The following is a 26,348-nucleotide window of genomic DNA, read 5'->3' as shown; positions in this document are numbered from 1 at the left end:
CTTTTCGGAAAGGCAAAGGGCCACAAGCTGTTTGCCTTTCCTTTTATACTTATGAGAAGAAAAATCAGAATGGGCATGATCGGTGGTGGCAAAGACGCCTTTATTGGCGCCGTTCACCGCATTGCCGCCAACATAGATGGCCAGATCGAATTCTGCTGCGGTGCGCTGAGCGCCCATGCCGACATTGCCAGAGAGTCTGGTGAGGAACTCTACCTTCCTGCAGACCGCATTTACACAACGTACCAGGAACTTTTTGAAAAAGAAAGCGCACGGCCCGCAGCCGAGCGCATGGATTTCGTAACCATCGTTACGCCTAACTTTGCACACTTTGAGCCCGCTATGATGGCGCTCGATCACGGCTTTAACGTAGTGATTGAAAAACCGATCACCCTGAACCTCGAGCAAGCCAAACAGCTGAAACAAAAGGTTGAGGAGACCGGGCTTACCCTTTGCCTCACGCACACCTACTCAGGTTACCCCATGGTGAAACAAGCCCGGCAAATGGTGAAAGAGGGAAAATTCGGCAAGATCCGCAAGGTAATGGTCGAGTACCCTCAGGGCTGGCTGAGCCGGCTCAGCGAACGTGAAGGCAACGCACAGGCCGCCTGGCGCACCGATCCCGCTAAAAGCGGCAAAAGCGGCTCAATGGGCGACATCGGCACACATGCCGCCCACCTTTCAGAATACATTACAGGTCTGAAGATCACACAGGTTTGCGCAGACCTGAATATCGTCGTGCCAGGACGCGCGCTTGACGATGACGGCAACGTCCTGTTGAAATTTGATAATGGCGCCAGCGGCGTGCTGGTTGCAACACAAATTGCCGCAGGCGAAGAAAACGCACTAAAAATTAAAGTCTATGGTGAAAACGGCGGCCTTGAATGGCACCAGATGGAGCCGAATACCCTGCTTATCAAGTGGCTGGACGAACCGGCACAGGTTTACCGTGCAGGCCAGCCATACCTTTCAGACATTGCGAAACACAACCTTCGCGTACCGGGCGGGCACCCAGAGGGTTACCTGGAAGCCTTTGCCAACATTTACCGCAATTTTGCCCTGACGCTTCAGGCGAAAGCTGCCGGCAACACCCCGACCGAAGAAATGCTTGATTTTCCTTCAGTCGAAGACGGAATCCGTGGCATGGCATTCATAGACAATGTCGTCGCCTCCAACAGTTCGGACCAGAAATGGTATGACCACAAAATTTAAGCGATGACAACAATTAAAGGACCTGCCGTATTCCTGGCACAATTTATTGGCGACACCGCACCTTTCAACTCACTGGAAGGAATTTGCAGCTGGGCTGCCGAACTGGGTTTCAAAGGCATCCAGATGCCTACCCTGGACGAACGTTTCATTAACCTTCAGCTGGCGGCTGAAAGCAAAACCTATGCTGACGAACTCAAAGGCCGGGTGGCTGCTTTCGGGCTGGAAATCTCTGAGCTTTCCACGCACCTGCAGGGGCAACTTGTTGCAGTTCATCCTGCATACGACGACATGTTTGATGCCTTTGCACCCAAAAACCTGCATAAAAACCCGGTTGAGCGTCAGAAATGGGCTGTTCAACAAATGAAGTATGCCGCTAAGGCCTCTGAGAACCTGGGTCTTAAAGCGCATGCCACTTTTAGTGGCTCCCTGTTGTGGCAGTTTTTTCACCCCTGGCCGCAGCGTCCTGCAGGCCTGGTCGAAGAAGGTTTCCGGGAACTGGGGAAACGCTGGATGCCGATCCTCAACGCCTTCGATGAATCGGGTGTTGACGTATGTTACGAAATTCACCCCGGCGAAGATCTTTTTGACGGGCAAACCTATGAAATGTTCCTGGATGAAGTGGACCAGCATCCCCGTGCCTGCCTGCTTTACGATCCTTCGCATTTTGTGCTGCAGCAGCTGGATTACATCCAGTATATCGATCTTTACCACGAGCGCATTAGGGCTTTCCATGTAAAAGATTCGGAGTTTAATCCAACGGGCCGCCAGGGAACGTTCGGCGGCTACCAGAACTGGGCAAACCGGGCCGGACGCTACCGCTCTCCCGGTGACGGACAGGTTGACTTTAAAACCATATTCAGCAAACTGGCCCAATACGATTACCAGGGCTGGGCGGTTATGGAATGGGAATGCAGCATTAAAGACGCAAATGTCGGTGCACGCGAAGGCGCCGAGTTTATAAAAAAGAACATCATTAAAGTAACCGAACGTGCGTTTGACGACTTTGCAGCTTCAGGCGGCGACGACGAATTCAACCGCAAAGTACTCGGTCTCTAGACGTAAGCAGGAGACCACAAATTCCAACAACACATGAAAAAAACGATTTTCACACTTGTATCCATGGCCGCCATTACCCTTTATGCCTGTGGTGGCGGAGAGAAAAAGGAACAGACCACGGCAATCGGTCAGGAAGAACAAACCGAGGCAACAACAGATACGTCGACCACTTCGGGCAGCGCTGCCGCCTCTTCAGGCGCGAACATGCCGGGCGAAAAACTGATCGCTAAATCAGACTGTATCGGCTGCCACAACAAAACGCAAAAAGTAATCGGGCCATCTTATCAGGACGTTGCGGCCAAATATGAAGCGACCGACAAGAATATCGACGATCTGGCAGGCAAAATCATCAAAGGCGGAAAAGGCGTTTGGGGCGAAGTGCCCATGACTCCGCACCCGACCGTGAGCCAGGACGATGCCAAAGAGATGGTCAGGTACATCCTGTCCCTGAAAAAATAACACCCAAAAAAACCATATTATAACCAAAAGAATCATGGAAAAAGAACCACAAAAGGCCAATCCAACGGGCCGGCGCGACTTCCTCAAAACTACAGCAGTAGCGGCGGCCGCATTTATGATCGTACCCCGCCATGTACTGGGCGGTCCCGGTTTCCTGGCCCCCAGCGATAAGCTGCTTGTTGCAGGTATCGGTGCCGGCGGCAAAGGACAGTCTGACATTGCCATGTTTGCAAAAAGCGGCAAGGCTGACATCGCTTTTCTCTGCGACGTAGATACCCGTCGTGCTGCGAACAGCGTAAAAAACTTCCCGAAAGCAAAATTCTACAAAGATTTCAGGGAAATGATGGACAAGGAGCACAAAAACTTTGATGCAGTTTCTGTATCAACTCCTGACCACAACCACGCCATTCAGGCATTGGCAGCCATGCAACTCGGCAAACACGTTTATGTGCAAAAACCTCTTACGCACGACATTTACGAAGCCCGTATCCTGACTGCAGCGGCAAAAAAATACAAAGTAGTTACGCAGATGGGCAACCAGGGTGCGTCGAACGACGGCCCGCGCCAGATGAAGGAATGGTATGATGCCGGCCTGATCGGCGATGTACATACCGTTTACGCCTGGACAAACCGGCCGGTATGGCCACAGGGTATTCCATGGCCAACCACCAAAGGCCAGGTTCCTGCCGAGCTTGACTGGGATCTGTGGCTGGGTACCGCTCCTTACAAAGATTATGTCGATAAACTGGTACCGTTCAACTGGCGGGGATGGTGGGACTACGGCACCGGCGCCCTGGGCGATATGGGCTGTCACCTGCTTGAAGCACCTTTCAGCGTACTTAACCTGAAATACGCCAGCGAAGTTGAAGCCAGCGTTGGTTCGGTATATGTTGACGAGTTCAAACGCGGCTATTTCCCTGAAAGCTGTCCGCCGTCAAGCCACGTAACCCTTAAATTCCCAAAAACCAACAAAACTAAAGGCGAAGTTACCGTTCACTGGATGGACGGAGGTATTCAGCCCGAGCGTCCTGAAGAATTGCAGGCAAACGAGACCTTCGGCGACGGCGGTAACGGAACCCTCTTTATTGGAACCAAAGGAAAAATGATGGCCGAAACCTATAGCGCGAATCCGAAATTGCTTCCTCTTAGCCGGAATAAGGACATCAAAGTTCCGCAGAAATTTAAACGTGTACCCGGCGGAGCCGACGGACACTATGCACAGTGGGTGGAAGCGGCCATTGCCGGCTATGGCAAACAGGAAGTGAGCTCGCCATTTGAAATTGCAGGTCCGCTTACAGAAGCCCTGTTAATGGCCAACCTCGCCATACGCGGTTTTGACATCAAAGAAACCAAAAACGGCAAAGACAGCTATCCTGGCCGTTATGTGAAATTGCTGTGGGACAATGACAACATGAAAGTAACGAACCTGGATTCGGCCAACCAATTCGTGAAACGCGAATACAGACAAGGCTGGAACGATCTGAAATTGTAATACCTTGCCGGCTGCATCAGCTAAAACCTTTATGCAGCCGGCCTTTCAAGAAAAAACGATATGAAAAAATCTTTTGTAGTAGCCGCACTCCTGCTGGCTACCACGTATGGTGCGCAAGCACAGAAGGGCTTCAAGTCCCTCTTCGACGGAAAAACTACCACCGGCTGGCACACTTACAACAAATCTGCCGCAGGCAGTGCATGGCAGATCGATAACGGGGCGCTGATGATGAACCCCGCCACTAAAGAGGGCCGCGGCGATCTGGTTACTGACAAGGAATACAGCAACTTTCACCTTAAACTGGAGTGGAAAGTTGCGGAGGGCGCAAACAGCGGTATTATCTTCTTCGTTCACGAAGATCCGAAATTCCATGCTACCTATTCGACCGGTCCTGAAATGCAGGTGCTTGACGATGACAAGCACCCCGACGGCAAGATCAACAAACACAATTCCGGCGACCTGTACGACCTGATCAAAAGCAGCTCAAGAGCTACCAAACCGGTCGGTGAATGGAACCTGGCAGAGATCATTGCTAAAAACGGCAAGCTCGAGCTGAAACTGAACGGCAAAAGCCTGGTAAAGACCACCATGTGGGACGACAACTGGAAAGCGCTGATTGCTGGGAGCAAGTTTGCCAAATGGGAAGGCTTCGGTGCATACAAAAGCGGAAAGATCGCACTGCAGGACCACGGCGATAAAGTCTGGTACCGCAACATCATGATCAAAGAGCTTTAAGCAGATAAGTTTTGAGAAAATGGGCAACAATTGTTGTCCATTTTTTTTATTTTTAGAACCTAACTCTACAAACCAAATGAATTCTTCTACACGTTTCAAACTGTCCTTTATGATGTTCCTCGAGTTCTTTATCTGGGGAGCATGGTTTGTTACCCTCGGAACGTTCCTGGCCAACAACCTGAAGGCAACGGGATCTGAGAGTGCAACCGTATTTTCGACACAATCGTGGGGCGCCATTATTGCTCCCTTTATTATCGGGCTGATTGCCGACCGCTATTTCAATGCAGAGAAGATCCTGGGCATTCTGCACCTGGCAGGCGCATTCCTGATGTACCAGATGTACCAGGCTACGGATGTGAGCGTGTTTTACCCATATGTACTGGTGTATATGATCCTGTATATGCCTACCCTGGCCCTGGTTAATTCGGTATCATTTAACCAGATGAAAGATCCCGAAAAAGAGTTTTCAAACATCAGGGTGTTCGGAACCATTGGCTGGATCATTGCCGGACTGTCTATCAGTTTCCTTTTCCACTGGGATTCTGCAGAAAATATTCAGGCAGGCATGCTGAAGAATACCTTCCTGCTGGCAGGTATCGCATCGGCCGTGCTGGGTTTGTTCAGTTTTGCACTTCCTGCTACACCACCGAAAGCTGTTAAAGGCGAAAAAGTAAAAGTCGGCGAACTGCTGGGCCTCGACGCCCTGAAGTTGCTTAAAGATAAAAACTTTGCAATATTCTTTATTTCTGCCATCCTGATCTGTATTCCACTGGCATTTTACTACCAGAATGCAGGTTTGTTCCTGGCTACCATTGGCGTTGACAATCCCACAGGTAAAATGGCTATCGGCCAGATCTCAGAAGCAGCATTCCTGCTGCTGATCCCCGTATTTTTTAAACGCTATGGCTTCAAAAAAACGATTCTTGTCGGCATGCTGGCCTGGGCAGTGCGTTATGTGCTTTTTGCTTATGGAAACGCGGGTGACCTGGCCTTTATGCTGCTGCTGGGTATTGCATTGCACGGTATCTGTTACGACTTTTTCTTCGTCTCCGGACAGATCTATACAAACTCCAAAGCGGGCGATCGCTATAAAAGTTCTGCACAGGGTCTGATCACGCTGGCTACCTACGGTGTGGGCATGCTGATCGGTTTTGAAGTAGCAGGAATGATCACAGATACTTACAAAACCGGCGATTCCGTTCAATGGCAAATGGTCTGGCTGATTCCGGCCGGTATTGCAGCGGTTGTATTTTTGCTGTTCGCGGTTCTCTTCAACGATAAGAAAGAGAAAGAAATTCCCGCAACCATTTAGACCCGCAAGTGAAAAAGGGCATTAGCAGGCGGACCGTTGTCAGGCAACTCACTGTAGGAGCCATGGCGATCGGTCCGCTTTCGCAAGTATCCGTACTTGCAGCAGAACCACAAAACAGAACCACCTTGAAAGGAAATATTCATCATTCCGTATGCCGCTGGTGTTACGGAGACCTTGACCTTGACACGCTTTGTACCGAGGGCAAGAAGATCGGCCTCAAAGCAATCGACCTTGCAGGCCCCAAAGACTGGCCGATCCTGAAAAAGCACGGACTTGACTCGTCCATGTGCAATGGCGCGGAGATCAACCTGGTAGATGGCTGGAACGACCCGAAGTTTCATCCGGTGCTCATCAAAAACTACAGTGACATGATTCCGAAAGTGGCGGCAGCAGGTTATAAGAACCTGATCTGTTTCAGCGGCAATACACGCGGAAAAACCGATGAAGAAGGCTGGCAGAACTGCGTAACCGGCTTGAAACAAGTGCTGCCGCTGGCAGAAAAGCATGGGGTGGTGCTCGTGATGGAACTATTGAACAGCCGCGTAGACCATCCTGATTACCAGTGTCACCACACAGCATGGGGCGTTGAACTGGCCAAACGGCTTGGATCAGAAAACTTCAAACTGCTGTACGACATTTACCACATGCAGGTAGATGAGGGCGATGTGATCGCAACCATTCGCAAACACCACAGGTACATTGGCCATTACCATACAGCCGGCGTACCCGGCCGGCACGAAATCGACGAAAACCAGGAGCTTAATTACCCGGCCATTATGCGGGCAATTGTTGCCACGGGGTTCAAGGGTTACGTAGCACAGGAGTTTATTCCCGCAGCAAAAGACAAGCTGGCTTCGCTGCAGCAGGCCATCCGCATTTGCGATGTGTAGAGATCCCTATTAAAAAACGATGATATGAGTACCAGGAGAACATTTATGAAACAAGCCGGCGTAGCCGGAGCCGCGGCTCTGCTGCTTCCTTCCTTTGCCTGCGGCACTGCGCGCAAACCCGTCGGCCTGCAATTGTACACACTTCGCGACCAGTTGCCGAAAGATGTAAAAGGCGTGATTGCAAGGGTCGGCGCTGCAGGTTACAAAGAGGTTGAAACGTATGGTTTCGATCTGAAAACAGGTTTTTGGGGCATGCCTGCCAAAGATTTCAAAACATTGCTTCGGGACAACGGGCTGCATGCGGCAAGCGGGCACATGGGCGTAGACAGTTTTATTGAAACAGGGAACACAGATGAGCTGAAGGCAAACATCGAAGCAATGAAAACCCTGGGTGCGAGTTACGTAACCGTTGCCTGGCTGGGCGAACAGGTGCGAAAATCGGCCGATGACTACAAAAAGATTTCAGAGAAATTCAACCAGGCCGGCGAAATGGCGAAAGCTTCGGGACTCGGTCTTGCCTATCACAACCATGATTTCGAATTTCACAAACATGGCGACACCACCGGTTACGAGATCATGCTGAAAAACACTGACCCAAAACTGGTCAAATTTGAACTCGACCTGTACTGGGCAGTACGGTCTGGCAACCACCCTACAAAATTGTTTGGGGCACACCCTGGCCGTTTCGTGATGTGGCACGTGAAAGACATGGACAAACTGAAACCGGAAAATAATACCGAGATCGGCAATGGAGATATTGATTTCAAAGAGATTTTCGCGAAGGCCCGGCAATCAGGCCTCGAGCACTTCTTCGTAGAACAGGAAAGCAATTACCGGCCAAACGAGCTGGACTCAATCAAAGTAAGCTTTGATTACATTAACAAAAACCTGATTTAACAAGCTGTAAACTAAAAAGCCCCCTTTGGTTCTGTACCAAAGGGGGCTTTTTATTGATCCTGCTGGGAAAGCTGGCGCTAAAATTTTGCAGCCTGACCTTCCTTCGGTAATGCTTTCAGAATAAAGGTGCGGATGTTCTCATTGCCTTTTTTCAGGTCCTCTTTGCGCAGGTACATCATGTGGCCGCTGCGGTAACCTTCCCAGCTCAGGCGGTCTTTAAGCCTGCCCGATGCATCGAGCTGCCACAGGTTGTATTTGGCATTAAAATAATCACAGGCGCCATCATAGTAACCAGATTGCACCAATACGTGCAGATAGGGGTTCTGGGCCATGGCCTGTCGCAGGTTCTCCCCGGTATTGTCGCCCGTATTGTCCCATGGATGCACAGAACCGAACATATTGTATTTAAGATCCGTTTTATAATTGAGTTCGTTGCGCAAATACATGTTAATGGCCGGGGTAAACGAATGCAGCCATGAGGTCAGTTCCGCGTTGTAATCAGGCCGGTCGCCGGCATCCTGCCGGTCTATGCCCAGGTAGCGGGAATCGAGCCGGCCGATCGTAAAGCCCCGCTCACGCAACAGTTCTTTCCAGAACAGGTTTGTTGAAACCACCAGGTTATTCTGCAGGATCACTTTTTCAGACAGGCCTGAGTAGCGCGACATTTTCGCTGCGATGGCCTTTTTGCGGGCGTCGTCAAGTGTGCTGCCGCGCGAAATGGCGGGGATCAGCTCGTTCATGGTAAACTCTTCCACCTCCGGCAGCATGGCGGTCAGGTCTTTCTGCTGAAGGTCTGCCGGGAGCGCTTTGTGATACCAGGCCGCCGCTGCGAAATAAGGCCAGCGCAGTGCTGCATCGACCGGGCCGCCGCGCTCAATGCCCAGTTCAGTGGGCGATACCAGGATCACGCCGTTCAGGTACATCCACTGTGAGTTCTGCAGTTCAAGCGCCAGGCCACTGACACGCGTTGTTCCATAACTCTCTCCGATCAGGAATTTTGGCGAGGCCCAGCGGTTGGTTCTGGTTACGAAGGTATTGAGCCATTCAGCGAGGTATTTAATATCGGCACGCACGCCGAAAAATTTGCTTCCGGGTATATCTTTTGAGACAGCACGGCTGTATCCGGTATTGACCGGATCAATGTAAACGATATCGGCCACATCCAGAATGGAATAAGGGTTTTCTTTGTATCCGTAGGGCTGAACGGGATAACCCTCATCGTCAATCTTTAGAACAACCGGTCCGGTGTAGGCAATATGCATCCATACAGACGCCGAGCCGGGACCACCGTTGAAAGAAATAACCAGCGGACGCTTATCACGGTTTTGCACGTCAGAACGCTCGTAATAGGTATAAAAAATTCCGGCAATCGGTTTTCCGTCTTCGTCCCAAACGGGCAGTGTTCCGGCAGTTGCTTTATAAGGCACGCTCTTGCCGTTGATGTTGACCGTATGGCGGGTCTCGGTCGCACTTTCGGTTACAATGGTTCGGCCTGGGCTGGCTTCTTTACCTTTCTGCGCCGCAGCTGCAGACGGTGTGCCGGCGGCTTTCGGGTTACTTTCCTGTGCTACCGCAGCCAGGGAAAGACAGGCTAATGCCAGACTTATCATACGTTTCTTCATAATCGTCAGGTTTGGGACTTTAAAGATCGAAAAAACAAAAAACCCGGCAAATTTATGCCGGGTTTCTGTCTGTTCATAACAGGTTTATTACTTATCCCACCAGACCCTTCCGGTCAGGTTGTCTCCTCCGGGAACGCTGTTCCTGGCAGGGTTGTAGTTGTCGGGGTTGGTATTGGCCTCAGATTGCGGGTAGGGAAAGCGCCTCGGAATAGTTCCCTGTGTTACATTACCCACATAATTTACCGGAGTCAGCGCCGGAAACCCGCTGCGCCTCCAGTTTGACCACGATTCGTAGAAATCGAACATGGTGTTTGTCAACATCCAATACTGCGTATTAATCTGGTTCAGACCCGTGGCCGGGTTATAGGGAATGTTCGCATCAACGTAAGCAGCGGCAGCCGTTTCACTGACCGCGGTCAGGCCATACTGGCTTAGGTAAGTAATGGCGGCAACAACACCAGCTTTATAATGCGCAGCGGCGCTGCCCGCAATGCCCCAGCGTTGGGCCGCATCGGCCAGCAGCAGTTCTGACTCCCCGTAGGTAAGAATAAATGTCGGGGTATTGAGGCGCAGCATGGCTTCGGCCGGTCTGGAATAATCGGCTATCGTCGTGTATCCCGGAGCGCTCGAAATATCTCTTCCGGCAACACCGCTCAGGTCATAGCCATTTGGCATGCCTTTCTGCGCTGCCGCTGCGGTGTTGCTGCCAACGCGCGCAATTACCGAAAGCCGTGGATCATTCGTGTTTTTCAGCAGATCAATAAAGGTCCTTGACCACTTGACATTGTCAGCCTCGGGGCTGCCTAGCAGCACCTGTGCATTCCTGTTTACTGTTGGCCGGCCGCCGCTTGCGTCATGCGCCAGCAGGGCATTGTCTGCATTGCTGGTCATGGTTTTCCCGATGGCCTTCGCCACGTATGCTTTGGCTGTATTCTCGTCGGCTTTGCTTAGGCGCATGGCTGCCCTGAGCATCAGGGTATACCCAAAGCGCTTCCATTTGGCGATATCGCCGCCCAGGTAAGCATCGCCGCTGGGCTTGTCTTTAGCCGGATCAAGTTTGTTTGCGGCGTCTTCATATTCGTTCAGGATGTCTTTGTATATGGCTTCCTGTTTATCATATTTCGGAAAATAAGTTTTGCCATAGTATCCCAGTCCGGCTTCTGAATAAGGTACATCACCATAGATGTCAGAAATGCGCTGCAGGATCAGGGCACGCATAATGCGGGCAATCTGGTGCAGGTTCGCATACTGCTCTTTGCCCTCGGTCAGTTTAACAAGGTCTACCACTGGCTTTACCTGCTCAGGGTAGGCAACTGCCCAGTACGAAGCGGTGTAGTCCGCATTCAGCAGGTACTTGTCGCCGGCCCAATAACCGATCACGGTAGACAGTCCCTGCACCATCGTGGAACAATAGATCAGGTTGGAACGCCAGGTTTCATAACTGAAATCGAAACTGCCGGTATAGGTAAGCTGAGATGTAGTAAGCAGGTAATTCGGATCGAAATTTCCTGGCCCGTATGATACGGGATCTGTATTTAATTTTGCAAAATCTTTGGTGCAGGCAGACAGGAAGAGGCTTGTGCTCAATGCCACCGCTAAGAATCTATAGATCGTTTTCATGAATTTCTCTTGTGGGGTCAATAATTAAAACTTTACATTGAGGTTAAAACCAAAGGTTCTGACCGGCGGTACGCCGCCCAGCTCAAGTCCCTGGGTAATGCCTGCATAACTGGACTCCGGATCGATGTTCTCAGTTTTCTTCATCAGAATAAACAGGTTCCTTGCTACGAAACTCAGGTTGAGCCCTTTAATGTGGTTGTTGAAATATTTAGCCGGGAAGTTGTAGCCCAGCACGACCTGCCTGAATTTGATAAAGCTGGCATCCTGCACGAGCATACTTGAAACGCGTTGCACCATCGTGCTGTAATAAGTATTGGCATTGGTTGCGCCAGAGGGCCCGAATCCGGATTCCCTGCCTTCGAGGGTTGCCTGATGCAGGCCATTGAAATAGCCGTAATAATCGGTGGCAGAGAAGATCTTGCCGCCAAATTTGCCATCGATCAGGAACGCCAGGTTAAAATTATGATAGCTGAATTCATTGTTCCACCCGGCGGTGTATTTGTGGTATGCCGAGCCATAAGGCACCAGTTCGCCCTGTACGGGAATACCGCTGGCATCGCGCACAATGTTTCCCGACGCATCATACTTGTAATCAAAGGCCATAATCTGGTTTGATGGTAAACCGACGATATTCCGTGTGAAACCATTACCGGTACGGGAGATGGCTACAGCAAGCTGCGACTGTCCTGCCGCCAGGGTCAGCACTTTATTGTTATTCAGAGACGCATTAAACGAGGAAGTCCAGGTCAAACCTGCCGACTTAACCGGCTGACCGGTCAGCAACATTTCTACACCCTTGTTCTCAATTTCCCCGATGTTGAGGTAAACGCCGGTATAACCTGAGGTAATAGAAGCCGGCGCCGCCACAATTTCATTCCTGGATTTTTTATTGTACCAGGCCAGATCCAGGCTGATGCGGTCTTTAAGAAAACGCAGTTCAGTACCGATCTCGAGCTCAGACGCTTCAGATGGCCGGAGGGCGCTGTTCGGAATGGCAACGTTTACAATATTGCCAAGGGGTTTACCATTCAGCTGCGGACTGAACAGGCCGTAATTGAGCAGGGTTTGGTAAGGGTCAACACCCGAGCCAACCCGCGCATAACCGGCCCGCAGTTTCCCAAACGAAAGCCAGGAAGGCTGAGCCAGCTCTGAAAATACAAACGAGCCGCTTACTGCCGGATAAAAAATGCCCAGTTCTGAAGAGGGGGCCAGCGCCGAGAACCAATCGTTCCTGCCACTTGCGTTGAGGTACAGGTAACCTTTATAGTTCAGCTCAACGGTACCGTAAACCGATTGCACTTCTTGTTTAAGGTCGGTATAGGTGATGCTTTTGCTGGCCGCATTCATGATGTTATAGACATAGGGAACCAGGAAGCCAGTACCAAATTCTGTGTTGGTTTCGGCGCGCGACTTGCGCAGGTTGGCGCCTACATTGGGGGTAATGGTCAGGTCATTGCCTGCTTTGAACGTTTTACCGATCAACACATCGGCATTCCATTCAGAAACCGTAGCAAACCGCTCCTGGATGTTCCAGGGTGCTTGTGCATAATAACCGGCTCCGTTCGGAACAACACCTGTGTAACGGTCCTTGTAAATGTCCTGCCCCATCCTGATCTGTCCGAAAAGCCCGTTCTCGAACGTATAACGCGCACTGGCTGATGCGATCAGGCGGTTGCGGTCGGTATTGTTAACGAACTTATCGGTCGCAAACCAGGGATTAGTTGCGTAGTTGTTGTTTGTAAACAGGAGTTCCGAGCCGTCAGGGCGGGTACCTGGTTTCAGGGTATTGACATCAAGACTGCTTGGCAGAAACATGACCTGGAAATTGGCATTTCCTGCGCCATCTGCCAGCACGGGCCGGTTTTCGGCTTTGTCGATCACATAATTGACCCGCGCATCGATCGTGACCCTGGGGCTTGCGTTAAAGTTACCGGCAAAATTAAAGTTCTGGCGTTTCAAACCGGAGTTTGGTACGACCGAATGGTTGTCCAGATTGCTGGCAGAAAAACGTACAGAGCCACCGTCAAAGCCTTTGCTGAAGGAAAGTGTATTGGTAAAAGTTCCTCCCTCGCGGTAGAAATTCTCCATGTTGTCCTTTTGCGCTACATACGGGCGGGCTACCCCATCAAACTGTACCACACTGCTGCCATCCAGCCTGGCTCCGTAACTGGCATTGCCGGCATTAAATGCGGCAGCGGCAGTTGTCGGCTTTACGCCATTGGCGCCATTGCCATACACATATTGCCAGTTGGTCAGGTCCATGATCTGCTCTGAGACATAGTTGCTGTTAAATTCAATTTGGCCGGCGCCTTTGGCTCCGCTTTTCGTGGTGATGAGGATAACCCCGTTTTTGGCCCGCGAGCCATAAAGCGCGGCTGCCGCGGCGCCTTTCAGTACCGACATCGATTCGATATCATCAGGACTGATGTTCGATATCCCATCGCCCATATCAGGCGAATTGTCATATTGACCGCCGGTATTACCGCTGCGTACGTTATTGATCGGAATGCCGTTTACCACAAAGAGCGGCTGGTTATCTCCGCTCAGGCTCGCGTTGCCGCGGATCAGGATATTCGTCGAGGCGCCGGGACCACCCGAGACCGAGTTTACGTTCAGGCCCGCAACTTTACCCACCAAAGAATTGGCTACATTCAACTCGCGTGCCTGGTTCAGGTCGCTGCCATTGACCTCTGTTACTGAATAACCCAGTGACCGTTTTTCTTTTTTGATACCCAATGCCGTGACAACCACTTCGCCGAGCTGCTGTGGATCTTCTTCCAGTACGATGCTCAGCGTGCGCTGGCTGCCCACCACAATTTCCCTGCTCATGTAACCGGCATAGGAAATAACCAGTGTTGCGTTTTCGGGAACAGACAGGCTGAAACTGCCCGAGGCATCGGCCGAAGTACCTTGCCGGGAACCCTTTACAAGGATGCTTGCACCTGCAAGCGGTTGCCCTGTCGCATCCCTTACCGATCCCTTCACCACCACATCGCGGGTAATGAGGTCTGCACGGGTTATGACGATGAGCCCGCCATCAGATACAGCATAGCCTAAATTGGTGTTTTTCAGTATGGTAGCCAGTACATCGGTAATGGGGGTCTGGTCTACCTTCAGCGTAATGTCTTTATCGACCGGCACATAGGTAGAGCTGTACACAAAGTGATAAATGCTTTGCTTTTCAATGATCTTCAGAACTTTCGAAAGCTTTGTGTTTTTCAGGTCGAGTGATATCTTATCTTGCGAAAAGACAGCTGCCGAAACGTGAAAGCAGCTGAGAAACACAATGACACAAGTGAGTTTGATGAGCATAATCAGTTTCAAAACCTTCTGTCTGAGAGGGCGTTTTTTGAATAAGTAATAATTAATCATATTTTTGTTTTTTGGTTGCGTAAAAAATTGGCAGATCCATGTTTGCGCAAGACTGCCAATGATCAGATCAAAAAAATTGATTGGGCGGTGCGCCAACACCGTCCTTTCTTATTTTGAAATGAATACTTTTTCTCCTTTTATTTCATAATCGAACTTTTCCACCTTTTTTAATGCATCAAGAACCTGCCGCAGGTCTTCATTGCCTATGGTTGCCGTAAAATGATAGTCTTTCAGATCCGGATCGCGGAATTTGATTTTCACATCGTACCAGCGTTCCAGCGTTCGGCTGATGTCTTCGAAGCGCTGATCGTAAATTTCCAGCCGGTTGCGTACCCAGGCCGTTTCAACGATACTGCTGTCTTTAACCCGGGTATAGTGGTTAATGGTAATCTCAGAAGTTTTAGCAGCCTGCAAGCCACCCCTTTTCTTTCTCTCCTCGCGGAAAATGGTTACTTTTTGGCTGGGTTTGAGCGTTATGCTGCCGCTTTTAATGTGTATTGGCTGCATGCTGATCGAGCCCCTGATGAGCGTAGCTTCTGAAAAACGTTCGTCAGGATAAGCCTTGACATTAAAAACCGTGCCCAGTACGCGGATATCAAAATCTGCTGTCTGCACGCGAAACGGCTTTTTACTGTCGTGTGCCACTTCGAAGTATGCTTCGCCCACCAACCGCAGTTTTCGCTGGTCATTATTAAACCCGGGCAGCAATTCGATACGGCTCTCGGCATTCAGGACCACGAGACTTCCATCCTGAAGCGTGATGCGTTTTTTTTCACCTTTCTTTGTCGCAAAAACGCTCCGGTAAGCGGTTTCGTCTGCGCCGGGCCCGGGTTTGCGGCTCAGGAAGATGGCCAGGAACCCGGCAATAAGCAGAATGGCTGCAGCAGCAACCCAGCGCGCCAGGCTAAAAGGTGTACGCCTTACTTGCTCAGACCTGGACACACTATTCCTAAACCGCTGCAAGCTGACCTCAAGCGGCTGTTTGTTTCCGCTTAAGATCGTGTACAACCTGCGCGCCTCTGCCACCGCGCCGGCCTTTTCCGGGTGTGCCGCGATCCACTTTTCCCAGTAAGTTACACATGCCGGATCTTTGCCTGAACAATATAGCTGGAAACTATTGTCTATCAGGAAGTCTTCGGCCTGAAAGTTACTGCGGTCGGTCATCGTGCTCTTTTTATTACCAGTGCCCGTAACCTTAACTTTTTCCTAAAGATTTTTTTATTTTTTTTTAACCCTGGCAGGGATCCCTACCTGAGTGCCTTGCGAAGCACCTTCAACGCATCGTAGATCGTGTTGTAAGCGGTTTTCACTGACTGTTGGGTTTGCGCAGCAATCTGTTCATAACTCAGTCCTTCAAAAAATTTGAGGTGTATGAGCTGCTTTTGTCTGAAGGTCAGTCCCTCGAGTGCAGTTTTCAGCTTGTAACGAAGCAATTCATCGGTCTGAACGATCACGATAAATTCCTCATAGCTCAGTTCGGTCCACTCTCCTTCAGCACCGGCACGAAAGAGCGCTTCGTGCACGCGCCGTTTACGCTCGAGCATACGCAGCAGCCGGCGCTTCAGGAAAGTGCGCAGGTAAGCTTCCACATTGTCTACGCGGCTAAGTCCTTCATGCTTCTCCCATATCGTAGTAAAGACATGGTCTGTAGCTTCTGCAGAGCGGTCTGCATCGCCGCTTGTACGGATGCCAAAGTTAACAAGCGGATAATACAGCTCTTTGTAAAGGTCAAAAAAAGCATCCCGGTCGCCGTTGCGCATGCGCTCCCAGAGCAAATGATGCTTTAATTTATTTTCCATCCCTCACAATATTAACAAATTGTTACCACAAAGCGGCTTCAACGAAGCAGGCCTTCCAGCACTTCGGCCCGTCCGTCTACCGCTTGTGTAATCCTGAGTCCAAGAATTCGCGCCACAAGCGGGTAAATATGAATGTTATCGAACCCACGGATGGTTCTGTTTGGTCTGAACGCCGGTCCCCAGGCGTAAAAAACGCCCCGCATATCGCGAAGGGCGGGATCGTACCCATGTTTGCCAGGCGTTAGTTTTTTCGCCGACAGGTTAAATACATAAGGCCGTTCAGCCACCAGGATGAGATCACCGATCCGGCCATAGCGGTCATCTTTTTTTGCGTAATGCCACCGGGTGGGAACCTCTTCTGCCCGGTACACACGAAAGTGCCGGGCTTCTTTCTTCAGTTTGCGGTAGGCGGGCGCAATATCATCGTGATTTTTTGCATACAGGTGGATCACCACATCGCCCGCCGCGACCACGAATTTTGCGGTGTCGACCGAAGGTGGTAGAGACAGCCACTTATCGGTCCGCACTTCCGTCATGCCATGATCGGATACAAAAATAAAATTAACCGGCAATCCAAGCGGCGCTATGGCCTGAACGAGTTGCCCGATGGCATCATCGACGAATTTTACCGCCGCCCCTGTCTCGGCAGCAGCAACGCCGTGGCTGTGGGCGGCATGATCTACTTCCGGCATATAGAACGTGATGAGGTGCGGCCGTTCGGCATCCGGCAACTGCAGCCAGGCTTTAACCCCCGCAATGCGCTCGCCGATCGGGGCATGCTCGGTATAAGGAAAACGGTAAGTCTGGAATGATCCGCCTATGGGTGCTTCAGACCCTACCCAGAAATAACTGGCGGCAAGCATCTGCTGTTGCTCTGCCAGCGTCCACAGCGGTACCCCGCCATAAAAAATGCCGTCCTGCACGGCCTTCTTGTTGTTCATGGCATACCTGCGCTGCAGGGCGGGGTCAAAGAAATTGTTATCTACAATGCCATGGCCCGAGGGGTAAAGGCCGGTTACGATGCTGTAATGGTTTGGAAACGTCAGGCTGGGAAAGCCGGGGCGCAAGTACCGGGCCTGCACCCCCTGTTGCCGCAGTTTGAGAAGATTGGTGGCGCCGAATTGCTCAGCAAAGTCCCACCTGAACCCGTCGGCTGAAATGAGAATCACGTAAGGCTGCTGCATGGCAGCCGCACTGTTGCTGCGCCCGGTTAGCCTGATCTCCTGCCCCTGCTGTGCCACTGCGCCCAGGTGTATACACACCAAAGCCATCAATACATAGTTTTTCATGAATACAGCAAAATTAGGCAATTCTGTTCAGAATGCCGGGGCAGGCAAGGAGCCCGTAAAGTCTTTTTATTTATATGCGAATACCACCTAAATATTTCGTTCAAAACAAGCCAATGCGGTCAGGAACGCAATAAATAACGTTGCCGATCCGAAAAATTAGCGACCACAAACACAAATAAACAATTGGTAATCAATAACTTAAAAAAAGATGGAGTGATAAAACCCGTTTGTCCGGAGTTTTTGCCCGTTGGTCGATTGCGTGGCGCGGCTGGTATAAAGACCGGGAATGCGCTGCAACTTTCGGGCAGAGCCGGCGTCTTATCATCAAAACCCTCGAACAAGAAAACTTTAACATACAAAATCATGAAAACCTCATTCAAAACCTTATTCGCTGTCGCCATGTCTGCAATCCTGTGCACTTCGGGTGCCTTCGCCGCTTCAGCAACAACCGTACATCCCCTTAACATTGGAAAAGCCAACCATCCGAATGGTGTGAGAAAAATCATTGCAGAAGGCAATGTGGAAATCATTGTCGTGCAGGGAAAGACCGAAGCGGTCAGATACCTGGGCGAGGCAAACTGCCGGGCACGCATAACACAACGCGGTGATGCACTGCGCATTGTATCAAATGAAACAGAGCCCGAGCGCATTGAAGTGAGCGTTAAAGACATTTACCGCATCGAGGCATCGGGCAAGGCTAAAATCATAACGCGCGACGAACTGAAGATGCAATTTCTACAGATTATCCTGAAAGATGACGCGCAGGCCGATGTAAGCGCAAATGTTGAAGGTCTGTATACCCTGCTCCAAAATAAGTCAGCGCTGAAACTTCGCGGCTTTGCCGGAGACCACAGCCTGAACATGGGCCGCGTAGCAAGCATTACCATGGACAAGTTCAACTCGTTGCGCTCCAGCGTCTACCCGCTCCCGCTCGAAAACGAGAAGGTCGCTGCCAGATAAACACCCGACCGCACTGCGCATGTATTCCGGAAAAAAGTGATGCTGTAGCATCACTTTTTTTGCTTGCAGAAATTACCATTTCGCCAGCACACTCCAGAGAATACGCAGGCTGGACAGGATTACAATAACACCGACGCCGATGAAAACCTTTTTCACCGGCAGTTTGCCCACCAGCCGGGCGGCCAGCGGCGCGGCCAGCAGCCCGCCAACAATGAGTCCTGCAATAGCCTGGATATGGCTCAGGCCCAGCATAATGAAAAAAGTGACCGCACTTGACAGGGTTACAAAAAATTCGGTTACGCTGACCGAGCCGATCACATACTTGGGGCTGCGCCCTTTCGAGATCAGGGTACTCGTTACAAGCGGGCCCCAGCCCCCGCCCCCAAAAGAATCCAGGAAGCCGCCCGCCCAGGCGAGCAGGCCGACGTGCTTTACTTTTTTTGGTTTCTGTGCCTTTCTGAAAGCGTTCACAAGAATGCGAATACCGAGAAAGAGTGTATACACCGACAGCAGCGGCCTGATAAACCAGGCTTCAGCCTCTCCCAACCAACTGAGCAGCAATGCACCCAGGATCGCTCCGGCCACCCCGGGCAGCAGCATGTGTTTGAACAATTTCTTGTTTACGTTCCCGAATTTGTAATGGCTGTACCCCGAAGCGCCGCTTGAGAACATTTCTGCAGTGTGAATGCTGCCACTGATGGCAGCCGGGTTCAGCCCGGCCGTAAGTAGCACCGATGTAGAAATGACGCCGTACCCCATGCCCAATGCTCCGTCTACCAGTTGCGCAAAAAAACCGGCGGCAAGCATCCAGAGAAATGTGGAATCCATATTTCCCCAAACATCTGCAAGGCCGTAGAGGAGTGGGTCCAGACCGATATAACTGAACAGCGCATGCCCGATAAACATACAGGCCAGCGCAAATAACGACCAGTTCGCAATTTTGCGCCATTTGCGTTCGGGCCTGATGCGGTCTGTCTCAGTCGATCCGGTTACCGGGAGGCTGATGTTGCTGAATGCCGGCCTTTCAGGACTAAACACCAGTTTACCCGCATGGCTGGCTTCTGTAAAAATGCGGCCTGCATCGGCTTCCTGACCTGAAATGACAAAGAGTGCATACCTGCCGGTCATCCAGGAATCGTACGGGTAGGGAATGATCTTGACAGTCTCGTTTACAGCCGCGAGTTCGCGGAGTTCTTCTGGTGCGTCCTGTATCAGTACATCGATCCAGGCTCCAGAGGCCTGATCGCCAAAATCTTTGATCAGGCCGGCAACGGTCTGGTCATAGCCGATGACCAGGATCCGGTCGTTCCTTGTCGTCGTGACAACGGGCATATCTAAAATGGTTTTCATTACGTGGGTTTATTATTGCAGCCAGGCTATTCTTCTACCGAATCCCAACGGAATCTCGGGTTTTCAGCCGGCGTTTTGGCGGCAAGCATCAGCTTTCGGAGTGCCGCAACCCGCTGGGGCTGCGACCTGGCCAGATTGCGTGTTTCAGACCGGTCCTGCGCAATGTTGTAAAGCTCAAGAATTTCCGGCGTTCCCTGCTGCTTGAAACGGATTAGTTTCCAGTCGCCTTGCGTAATGGCTTCTTTGAGTCCGTTTTCATTGAACTGCCAGTAAAAGTGATCATGCAGCCGGGTTGCGGGTTTTCCGTTCAGTACCGGTGTAAAAGGCAAGCCATCTATGTGTTTCGGTGTAGCCGTACCCGCCAGCGCCGTTAAGGTCGGTAAAACATCCCAGAAGGCCCAGGGCTGATTGACGATACCGCCAGGCTTGATTTTTCCTGGCGCACGAACCAGCAGGGGCACGCGGATACCGCCCTCGTACAGATCGCGCTTGATACCCCGCAGGCCGCCCGCACTGTTAAAAAATTCAGGATCTGCGCCGCCTTCTTTGTGCGGACCGTTATCACTGGTAAAAAAGACATAAGTATTCTTGTCAAGGCCGAGTTGCTCAAGCTTGTCGAGTACCCGCCCCACGTCAGCATCGAGCCTGTGTATCATGGCCGCGAAAGCTGCATGTGGCTGGGCCTGACTGTCATAATGGTTTTTTCCCTCGAACGGCGTTTCAGGCGTGAACTTGCTTGAGCCGTCGGCATTTTGAAACTGCCGCATCAGGCTGTCGGTTACCCGAAGTTCGGCATGCGGAAGGGTTAAGGGCAAATAGAGAAAAAAAGGCTTTTCATGGTTATCACCAATAAACTTCAGGGCCTTGTCCATGATCAGGTCCTGGGCATATTTTGCCGAATCGACAGGGACCTCGACGGTCTGTCCGCCGGCAGTCTCGTACAGCCTTTTTGTGAAATAGTCATGCGCATGCGTCTGGTCCAGGTATCCGAAGAAAGAATCAAAGCCCTTCAGGTGCGGCGCACCCTGGCTGTCCTGATCGCCGAGTCCCCATTTCCCGTACATGCCGGTGGCGTACCCGGCGGCCTGAAGCCGCTGCGCCAGCGTCGTGTCCTGGCTGCGCAGGGCGGCGAGACCGTCTTTGCCCTTGGCATTTCCCCGCACCCAGGCGTGGCCCATGTGTTTACCGGTCATTAACGCGCAGCGCGAAGGTGCGCATACGGTGTTCCCGGAGTAAAAGCGGGTAAACTTCAGGCCCTCTTTTGCCAGGCGGTCAATATGTGGCGTGGGTGTCTTTGATGCAGCCTGGTAGCTGCTCAGGTTGCCATAACCAAGATCATCTGCAACGATGAATACAATATTCGGTTTGGCAGGTCTCTGCGCTGCCGCCGGTACCAGCCCGGCCAGAAGCGCGCCGAAAAATAGCATGTTGATGATTTTCATGTTGTTATTTGTTGTAGCCCGGATTTTGGGTAAGTGCAGGATTATTTTGAATAGCAATGGAGGGTATCGGCCAGAGGTAATCGCGCGTAGCATTAAACTGGCGGGTATCGATCCGGTTGCCGGCCAGGTTACGTATCTCGCCGTTGAGCAGCTGGTCGGCCTTCCGCCAGCGGCGCAGGTCATGATAATACAGCCCTTCGCCGGCCAGCTCGATGCGGCGTTCATGCCTGATCTCTGCCCGAAGTTGTTCGCGGCTTAATCCGCTGGCCAGGGAAGGCATGCCTGCACGGCCACGAACAGCATTGATGGCATCAAAAACGCTCTGTTCCGGCCCTGAGGCCTCGTTTTTAGCTTCGGCATAACTCAGCAATACGTCTGCATAGCGCAAAAGAATGAAATTGAGTTCTGAAGTATTGCTGGTTGGCGCAGCCACGGGTTTCTCGTTGTCTTTAAAAATCGTGTATTTTTTCATACCCAGGCCGGTGCTTGGGTATTGGATTGGCGTAACCGTGGCGCCTTTAAACTGGCTGCCCGGTACGATCACCGTTGCCTGAAGCCGGGAATCGCGGTTCTCATAAGGCCGCTGGGGGTTATAAACGACAGATTCCGATATCGGTTTCCCATCTGTTCCATAATAATCGTTCAGCAGATCGGGCAGCGGCGCAGAGCCCAGCTGCTGGTCCAGACTGATATCGAGCGAATGCGTAAATTCAGGAAAGCGGTATTGAACGTCAAAAATAACTTCGGCATTGCCTTCGTTTTCAAGAAAAAAGAGGGCCCGGTAGTTGGGGAACAAAGTATAGGCCTTTAGGTCCATAACCTGGCGGGCAGTTGCCGCCGCTTCTTCCCAACGTGAGGCGTACAGCAATACGCGCATTTTCAACGCCAGCGCAGCCCCGCGCGTTGCCCGGCCCTTGTCGGTTCCTGAATAGCTGACTGGCAGTGCCGTGCCGGCGGCCGCCTCGTCCAGGTCTTTGAGGATCTGCGCGAGCAGCTCTTCGGGCTTGTTTCTGGGCAGGGAACCCTGGTTCTCGAAATCGGTCGCCGCAGTAATCAGCGGCGCGCCGCCAAAGTTATTCCAGAGCGGCAGGTAAAAAAGTGCCCGCAAAAATTTTGCTTCGGCGATGAACCGGTCTTTCAGCGCAGCATCCATGGGAACCTTAGCAATATTGGCCAGCAGGTTATTTGCCCGTCCAATGCCACGGTAGGATCCGTTCCAGGCCTCATTGAAATAACCGGTAGCCGCATTGTGCAGGCCGCGCGAAATAAGGTTATAGTCGCCATTGTACTGGTAGGAGTTTGGTGTCAGTGCATCGGTATACACAGAACCCGCTGCATATACATTGTAGTAGAGGGCGGCATAGGTGCCATTCAGCGCGGCTTCGGCCTGCTCTTTGGTGGTCCAGTATGTCTCCTGCGTAAAGCGGTCAGTCGGTGTGACATCGAGAAAATTGTTACAGGCTGGCAGGAGCGGTAGCAGAAACAGGTACAAATATTTTTTCATGGTGATTATTTAAGGGAAAGGTTCAGCCCCGCGGTCAGGGTTTTTGCGTTTGGATACTCGACCAGATCAGCGCGGGTCAGGTTGCGCTCGGGATCGCTGAACTCGAAGTTCGTAATGGTCAGGTAATTCTGGGCATTAACAAACACTTTGATCTGGGCAATGCCCGCTTTTGCAGTCCACTGCTGCGGAAAAGTATAGGCCAGCTGCACATTTTTCAGTCGCAGGTAAGAGGCATCGCGAACCCAGAAGCCCGAGGTCTGAAAGTTTTGCGGGTAACCGTTCGAAGTGGTCAGACGCGGAAGCCGGGCCGACGGCTGCTGCGGGGTCCAGGAATCTGTAAGCCACTCGCGGGTTACCCCTGCGCCATTCTTGAAGGGCTGTGCCAGGTTGCCGGTCAGGTAGGTATCTACATCCTGCAAACCCTGGAAAATAAAACTAAAGTCAAAGCCCTTCCAGCCAATACCGCCTGAAAAGCCGTACACAAACCTGGGTATGCTGTTGCCGACCACGACACGATCATTGTTGTCAACCACGCCGTTGCCATCTACATCGCGGTATTTCAGGTCGCCGGCCTGCGTACCGCTGTTCTGAAACGCATGCGCGGCCACTTCGGCAGCAGACTGAAAAATGCCTTCAGCTTCAAGCCCGAAAAAAGAATCGATTGCAGAACCTTCCTGGATCACCGTATTGCTCCCAAAGTACCGTTGTCCATTCAGGTTGGTGACCCGGTTTGTAACTTGTGTCAGGTTGGCCTCGATGTTATACCTGAAGTTGGTAAAGGCATCTTTCCAGCCAGCCGTAACCTCATAACCCCGGTTAGACACCGCACCGATATTGCGCACCGGTCCTGCAAGGTTCCCCACCTGCGCGGGAATGCTGATTTGCCGCAGAATATTTGTTGTTTCCTTGTTGAACCAGTCGAACTCTACATGAAACCGCCCTTTAAAAAAGGCAGCTTCCAGGCCAATGTCGGTCATGTCTGTGGTTTCCCAGGTAATGTTCGGATCAGCGACCTGCGTAATGGCCGCGCCGCTTACGACCGAACCATTAAAATTGTAATTCTGGCCCAGGCTGATGGCATCTACATAACTGAAAAGCGGCAGGTTCTGGTTACCCAGCCGGCCATAGGAGGCGCGGAGCTTCAGGTTGTCAAAAATGCCGGTTTCTTTCAGGAAAGTTTCCTCGCTGAGTCGCCATCCGGCAGAGAACGACGGGAAAAACCCCCAGCGCCGGCCGCGTGCAAATCGCGAAGAGCCGTCATACCTGAAATTGGCCTCGAGCAAATAACGCTCGCGGTAATTGTAATTGAGCCTGCCGAAGTAAGACTGAAGTTTGGAAAGTCCCGAACGACCGCTCACTTGCGGCGAGCTGCTGCCGGCATTCAACTCTTCCAGATCATTGCCCAGGTAGCCCTGATTATAAGCAGAGAAATCTGCATCACTGAAACGTTCCATACTGAAGCCGGCCAGTGCATTCAATGCATGCTGCCCAAAACGCTGCTCCCAGGTTAGCGTATGGAAATTGGTCAGGTTGATGGCATTTTCGCTAGCCTGTCTGACGCCCCGTGCCGGTGTGTTACCAATAGGCGTAACGACACCCGTCTTCGGGTTTTTCAGGTTGATGGCGGGGTAATTGTATTTGTTGATGCCGTACATGAGGTTAGCGGCAAGGGTCGTTTTATACCGGATATTGAAAGGCAACTGGTATTCGCCAAAGAGGTTGGCAAGCGTACGGAACTGGTCTTTTTTGTTAAAGCCCTCTCTGGATAGAGCGACCGGATTCCTGAAAAAATTATGGCCAGGCACACGGATCCACTGGTCGGCATAACTGCCATCCTGTGCATAGGGTGTTTGAAAGGGCAGGCCCCGGTAAGTCAGGCCCATAAGCCCGCCTTCCCCATTCCCATCGTCTGCGCTGTAAGCGCTTTCTTTGCTGTACCAGAAATTGCCGGTAATTCCTGCGCCGATGCGCAATTTTTTTGTCAGATCGGCATTAACGTTTGCATTTAATGCGTAACGTTTGCCGGAAGTCTCGATCATGATTCCGTCCTGGTCAAGGTACCCCAGGGAAACCGAGAATGTTGTTTTCTCGCTGCCTCCCGACACGCGCAGGTTATGTTCCTGGATGGCTGCACTGCGAAACATGAGCTTGAACCAATCGGTATTTGGATAAATAAAAGGATCGGTCCCATTTCTGAATTCCTCTATTAATGCCAGACTGCTCTCTGCAGGCTTGCCCTCGTTTGCCAGTGCCCGGTTTTTTCCCTCCATGTAATCTACCGTATTCGTTACCGCATCGGGAAATTGCGTGGCCCGCTGCGAACCCGCATAAAAGCTGTAGTCCAGGCTGAACACACCCTTTTTTCCACCTTTCGTTTTCACCAGAATAACCCCATTCGCGGCACGGTTGCCATAAATAGCGGCCGAAGCAGCATCCTTCAATACAGTGATGCTTTCGATGTCGTTCGGATTAATATCTCCAAGCGGATATTCAATACCATCGACCAATACCAGCGGGTTGTTGTTGTTCAGTGTACCGCTGCCCCTGATGCGGATGGCCGCGCCATCGGCACCAGGCCGGCCTTTGGTTTGGTTGGTAAATACACCAGGCACATTCTGAAGTGCCTGGCTGGCATTGGTAATGGGACGGTTCGCCAGTGTTTTCTGGTCTACAGTAGCTATCGAACCGGTCAGGTTTACCTTTTTTTGCGTACCATACCCCACAACCACCACATCGTTCAGGTTGTGGTTCAGCTCGCGAAGGGCAATGACTGCCGGACTTGCAGCTACCTGCACTTCTGCCGGTTCATAACCTACATAATTTACTTCCAGGACAAATGGCAGCTTCTGCCCGGTAACAAGCGTAAATTTCCCGGAAACATCTGTTGTTGCGCCATTCGTCGTTCCTTTTATGCGGACAGTAGCGCCAATAAGTGGTTCTTTTGTCTTCATGTCGACAACCTGCCCCTGCAGGTTGGCATGAATGACAGGCTGGTTTTGACCGTGAAGTCTCGAGGCGAGTAAAAGGGAAAACAACAGGATACAGGTTCGTCGGATCTTTCCCGGTAACCGGGTCGCCGAAATGAAAACCCCTCGGTTTTCTTGCTGAATATGCATATTTTTGAATTGGGTTTACAGGTAATTTGTAAGCAGGCCCGACGCCAATCTGAGACCTGATTACGATGCTTAAATCCAGGGAAGCCCTGGCTTCCCTTTTTTATTTTTCTTTACAGGCGAGACCGCTGCAAAGGAATTTCAATAACACATCTGAACTGAATGGATTGCCGCCGCAGGCGACAAAAATTTACCTGGAAACCGTTGGGGGGATGCTTGCTGAAATG

Annotated in this window: 19 protein-coding genes; 9 read left to right on the top strand and 10 right to left on the bottom strand. The window is 51.4% G+C overall.

Features of this window, described 5'->3' with window-relative positions:
- The first annotated feature begins 51 nt into the window (after positions 1-51).
- From C7T94_RS06845 to C7T94_RS06810, 8 genes are all read left to right on the top strand, one after another.
- On the top strand, positions 52-1,209 hold the full coding sequence (locus tag C7T94_RS06845; protein ID WP_107214516.1) for a Gfo/Idh/MocA family protein: 1,158 nt from the start codon (positions 52-54) through the stop codon (positions 1,207-1,209).
- Between the two features lie 3 nt (positions 1,210-1,212).
- Positions 1,213-2,265: a sugar phosphate isomerase/epimerase family protein gene (locus C7T94_RS06840; RefSeq protein WP_107214515.1), complete on the top strand. Its 1,053-nt coding sequence runs from the start codon at positions 1,213-1,215 to the stop codon at positions 2,263-2,265.
- Between the two features lie 33 nt (positions 2,266-2,298).
- On the top strand, positions 2,299-2,724 hold the full coding sequence (locus C7T94_RS06835; RefSeq protein ID WP_107214514.1) for a c-type cytochrome: 426 nt from the start codon (positions 2,299-2,301) through the stop codon (positions 2,722-2,724).
- A 34-nt stretch (positions 2,725-2,758) separates the two neighbouring features.
- The gene (locus C7T94_RS06830; RefSeq protein WP_107214513.1) at positions 2,759-4,216 is read left to right on the top strand and encodes a Gfo/Idh/MocA family oxidoreductase; all 1,458 of its coding nucleotides are present in this window, start codon (positions 2,759-2,761) and stop codon (positions 4,214-4,216) included.
- Positions 4,217-4,276: 60 nt separating this feature from the next.
- On the top strand, positions 4,277-4,951 hold the full coding sequence (locus C7T94_RS06825; RefSeq protein WP_107214512.1) for a 3-keto-disaccharide hydrolase: 675 nt from the start codon (positions 4,277-4,279) through the stop codon (positions 4,949-4,951).
- Between the two features lie 76 nt (positions 4,952-5,027).
- A complete protein-coding gene (locus C7T94_RS06820; RefSeq protein ID WP_107214511.1) occupies positions 5,028-6,263 on the top strand; it encodes a nucleoside permease in 1,236 nt (411 codons plus the stop codon).
- A gap of 8 nt (positions 6,264-6,271) precedes the next feature.
- Complete coding sequence (locus C7T94_RS06815; protein WP_239494948.1) at positions 6,272-7,153, top strand: hydroxypyruvate isomerase family protein; 882 nt, start codon at positions 6,272-6,274, stop codon at positions 7,151-7,153.
- A 24-nt stretch (positions 7,154-7,177) separates the two neighbouring features.
- Positions 7,178-8,050: a sugar phosphate isomerase/epimerase family protein gene (locus tag C7T94_RS06810; RefSeq protein WP_107214509.1), complete on the top strand. Its 873-nt coding sequence runs from the start codon at positions 7,178-7,180 to the stop codon at positions 8,048-8,050.
- Positions 8,051-8,127: 77 nt separating this feature from the next.
- Here the strand turns inward: C7T94_RS06810 and C7T94_RS06805 are convergent, their stop codons facing one another.
- The 6 genes from C7T94_RS06805 to C7T94_RS06780 all read right to left on the bottom strand — a co-directional run bounded on the left by C7T94_RS06805 (position 8,128) and on the right by C7T94_RS06780 (position 17,752).
- Positions 8,128-9,672, bottom strand: coding sequence for a S10 family peptidase (locus C7T94_RS06805; protein WP_107214508.1), 1,545 nt, complete (start codon positions 9,670-9,672; stop codon positions 8,128-8,130).
- A gap of 87 nt (positions 9,673-9,759) precedes the next feature.
- A complete protein-coding gene (locus tag C7T94_RS06800) occupies positions 9,760-11,292 on the bottom strand; it encodes a SusD/RagB family nutrient-binding outer membrane lipoprotein (RefSeq protein ID WP_107214507.1) in 1,533 nt (510 codons plus the stop codon).
- A 24-nt stretch (positions 11,293-11,316) separates the two neighbouring features.
- On the bottom strand, positions 11,317-14,604 hold the full coding sequence (locus tag C7T94_RS06795) for a SusC/RagA family TonB-linked outer membrane protein (protein WP_239494947.1): 3,288 nt from the start codon (positions 14,602-14,604) through the stop codon (positions 11,317-11,319).
- Between the two features lie 168 nt (positions 14,605-14,772).
- Positions 14,773-15,828 (bottom strand): FecR family protein, encoded by a 1,056-nt coding sequence (locus C7T94_RS06790; RefSeq protein ID WP_107214506.1) that lies wholly within the window; start codon positions 15,826-15,828, stop codon positions 14,773-14,775.
- An 83-nt stretch (positions 15,829-15,911) separates the two neighbouring features.
- Positions 15,912-16,463 (bottom strand): RNA polymerase sigma factor, encoded by a 552-nt coding sequence (locus C7T94_RS06785; RefSeq protein WP_107214505.1) that lies wholly within the window; start codon positions 16,461-16,463, stop codon positions 15,912-15,914.
- 38 nt (positions 16,464-16,501) lie between these two features.
- On the bottom strand, positions 16,502-17,752 hold the full coding sequence (locus C7T94_RS06780) for an alkaline phosphatase family protein (RefSeq protein WP_107214504.1): 1,251 nt from the start codon (positions 17,750-17,752) through the stop codon (positions 16,502-16,504).
- A gap of 363 nt (positions 17,753-18,115) precedes the next feature.
- Between C7T94_RS06780 and C7T94_RS06775 the strand changes: the two genes are divergently transcribed.
- Complete coding sequence (locus C7T94_RS06775; protein WP_162618581.1) at positions 18,116-18,712, top strand: GIN domain-containing protein; 597 nt, start codon at positions 18,116-18,118, stop codon at positions 18,710-18,712.
- A 72-nt stretch (positions 18,713-18,784) separates the two neighbouring features.
- On the opposite strand, the gene C7T94_RS06770 is transcribed toward C7T94_RS06775, so the two are convergent.
- The 4 genes from C7T94_RS06770 to C7T94_RS06755 are packed head-to-tail and all read right to left on the bottom strand — an operon-like array spanning position 18,785 to position 26,124.
- Positions 18,785-20,062, bottom strand: coding sequence for a sulfite exporter TauE/SafE family protein (locus C7T94_RS06770; RefSeq protein WP_239494946.1), 1,278 nt, complete (start codon positions 20,060-20,062; stop codon positions 18,785-18,787).
- Positions 20,063-20,088: 26 nt separating this feature from the next.
- Entirely contained in the window at positions 20,089-21,504 is a 1,416-nt protein-coding gene (locus C7T94_RS06765) for an arylsulfatase (protein ID WP_204353221.1), read from the bottom strand.
- A gap of 4 nt (positions 21,505-21,508) precedes the next feature.
- Entirely contained in the window at positions 21,509-23,008 is a 1,500-nt protein-coding gene (locus C7T94_RS06760) for a RagB/SusD family nutrient uptake outer membrane protein (RefSeq protein ID WP_107214502.1), read from the bottom strand.
- A 5-nt stretch (positions 23,009-23,013) separates the two neighbouring features.
- Positions 23,014-26,124, bottom strand: a complete 3,111-nt coding sequence (locus C7T94_RS06755) for a SusC/RagA family TonB-linked outer membrane protein (protein ID WP_107214501.1) — start codon at positions 26,122-26,124, stop codon at positions 23,014-23,016.
- Positions 26,125-26,348 lie beyond the last annotated feature (224 nt).

The organism is Pedobacter yulinensis (assembly GCF_003029735.1).
Lineage (GTDB): Bacteria > Bacteroidota > Bacteroidia > Sphingobacteriales > Sphingobacteriaceae > Pedobacter > Pedobacter yulinensis.
This window is presented reverse-complemented; position numbering and strand designations above follow the sequence as displayed.